The 2,464-nt window shown below is 60.1% G+C and carries 1 protein-coding gene and 2 pseudogenes; 1 reads left to right on the top strand and 2 read right to left on the bottom strand.

What is annotated here, in order from left to right; all coding sequences use genetic code 11:
* Window positions 1-77: 77 nt before the first annotated feature.
* On the top strand, window positions 78-1,877 hold the full coding sequence (oadA, locus tag B2W52_RS16185; protein ID WP_092031332.1) for a sodium-extruding oxaloacetate decarboxylase subunit alpha: 1,800 nt from the start codon (window positions 78-80) through the stop codon (window positions 1,875-1,877).
* Window positions 1,878-1,951: 74 nt separating this feature from the next.
* Here the strand turns inward: oadA and B2W52_RS16180 are convergent.
* Both B2W52_RS16180 and B2W52_RS16175 read right to left on the bottom strand, forming a co-directional pair.
* Window positions 1,952-2,263 (bottom strand): annotated as a pseudogene (locus B2W52_RS16180) (acyl-CoA dehydrogenase family protein); the annotation flags it as partial.
* A 4-nt stretch (window positions 2,264-2,267) separates the two neighbouring features.
* Window positions 2,268-2,464: pseudogene (locus B2W52_RS16175) on the bottom strand (acyl-CoA dehydrogenase family protein); the annotation flags it as partial.

Genomic DNA, 2,464 nt, shown 5'->3' with positions numbered 1-2,464 from the left:
CGGAATCCATCGCCACAGCCATTGGCGCAGCCATTGCGGCGCAGGCGGGCCTGTAAAAGAACATCGGAGAGATCCCAATGACCAAGCGCAAGATTCATATTACCGACGTTATTCTCAGGGACGCCCACCAATCTCTGATCGCCACCCGGATGCGCACGGAAGACATGCTTCCGGCCTGCGAGTGGCTGGACCAGGCCGGCTACTGGTCCCTGGAGTGCTGGGGGGGTGCCACGTTTGACGCCTGTGTGCGTTTCCTGAAGGAAGATCCCTGGGAGCGCCTGCGGACCCTGAGAAAGGCCCTGCCCAATACCCGCCTGCAGATGTTGCTGCGCGGCCAGAACCTGCTGGGCTATCGCCATTATGGCGATGACGTGGTTGAGGCATTCGTGGCCAAGGCTGCCGAAAATGGCATGGATGTGTTCCGCATTTTTGATGCCCTGAACGATGTGCGCAATCTCGAAACCAGCATCAAGGCGGTCAAGAAGGCTGGCAAGCATGCACAGGGCACCATCTGCTACACCGTGAGTCCGGTACATGGCACTGATGCCTATCTGGAGCAGGCCAGGGCCATGGCTGACATGGGCGCGGACAGCATCGCGATCAAGGACATGGCAGGGCTGCTGACGCCGGCGGTAACCGCTGAGCTGGTCGGTAAGCTGAAGCAGACCCTCAATCTGCCCGTTTTCCTGCACTCCCACGCCACCTCGGGCATGGCGCCCATGTGTCAGTGGGCGGCCATGGAAGCAGGCGTTGACCATATTGATACCGCGCTGTCGGCCTTTGCCGGCGGCACCAGTCATCCGCCCACGGAATCACTGGTGGCGGCGCTGCACGATGCCGGTCTGGAGACCGGGCTGAACCTGGAGCTGCTGGACAAGGCCACGCGCCATTTCCGGGAAGTGCGCAAGAAGTATCACCAGTTCGAGAGTGCCTATAACGGTGTTGATACCTCGGTGCTCCTGTCCCAGGTGCCCGGTGGCATGATGTCCAATCTCGCCAACCAGTTGAAGGAGCAGGGCGCGCTGGATCGCATCCAGGACGTATTCGAGGAAATTCCGCGGGTTCGAAAGGATCTTGGTTACCCGCCGCTGGTAACACCCACCTCCCAGATTGTGGGTACCCAGGCGGTGATCAACGTGCTTGCCGGCAAGCGCTACGAGTCCATCACGAACGAGGTGAAGAAGTACCTCCAGGGCTGGTACGGCAAGGCGCCTGCCGCGGTCGACACGGCACTCCAGCAGCGCGCCGTCGGCAAGGAAGATCTTATTGAAGAGCGCCCGGCTAACCTGATCCCCCGGGAGCTGGACGAGCTGCGCAAACAGGTGGGCGATCTGGCCACCAGCGAAGAGGACGTGCTCACGTACGCCATGTTCCCGGATCAGGCCAAGGCGTATCTTGAGCAGCGGCGTGACGGCACGCTGCAGCCGGAGCCCCTGGAGCCGATTCCCACCGGTTCTTCTGGCGGCTCGGTCTCCAGCAAATTCAAGATCACGGTTCATGGTGAGAGCTACGATATCCACGTCACCGGCGCCAACCCCTCCGGTGAGAATGAGCGTCGTTTCTACATGACCGTCGATGGGGTGCCGGAGGAAATCCACCTGGCTTCGCTGGGCGAAGACGGCGAGGGTGCGCGGTCCAGTGGTGGCCGGGCCACCGCCACCAAGGAAGGTCATGTAACCACAAGCATGCCCGGCAACATCGTGGATGTGCTGGTGAAGGAAGGTGACGAGGTTCAGGCCGGCGATCCGGTGCTGATCATCGAGGCCATGAAGATGGAAACCGAAGTAAAGGCGACCACGGCCGGAAAGGTTTCCGGCGTGTTTATTGCCAAGGGTGATCGTGTGGTGCCCGGAGAAGTTCTGGTCGAGATCGATTAGGTTCGCCAGAGCGTGATGCAGAACGGCCCCTCATTTTGAGGGGCCGTTTTCGTTTGGGGGTTAACCGGGCGAGATCAACTGAAAGCCGGAATACCGGTCTGGCCCCGCCCCAGAATCAGGGCGTGGACATCGTGCGTACCTTCATAGGTATTTACGGCTTCGAGGTTCATCACGTGGCGGATCACGTGGTACTCGTCGGAAATGCCGTTGCCGCCGTGCATGTCGCGCGCCTGACGGGCAATATCCAGTGCCTTACCACAGCTGTTACGTTTAATGAGCGAAATAGCTATGGGGTTAAGCGTGCCGTTATCGAGTTCGCGGCCGGCTTGCAGACAGCCTAATAAACCCAGGCTGATTTCGGTCTGCATGTCAGCCAGTTTTTTCTGNNTTGCCGCAGTTGTTGCGCTTGAGCAGCGAAATTGCATCCGGCGTTGCCGTGCCGGCATCCATCATGCGGCCCAGTTGCAGAACCGACTGAAGGCCGATGGTGATCTCGGTCTGCATATCCACCAGTTTTTTCTGGATCAGTTGGTTGGCGGCCAGGGGCTTGCCAAACTGCTTGCGCTCCAGCGTGTAGTTGCGGGCCG

The organism is Marinobacter sp. UBA2498 (genome assembly GCF_002341575.1).
In the GTDB taxonomy this organism is placed as follows: domain Bacteria; phylum Pseudomonadota; class Gammaproteobacteria; order Pseudomonadales; family Oleiphilaceae; genus Marinobacter; species Marinobacter manganoxydans.
This window is presented reverse-complemented; position numbering and strand designations above follow the sequence as displayed.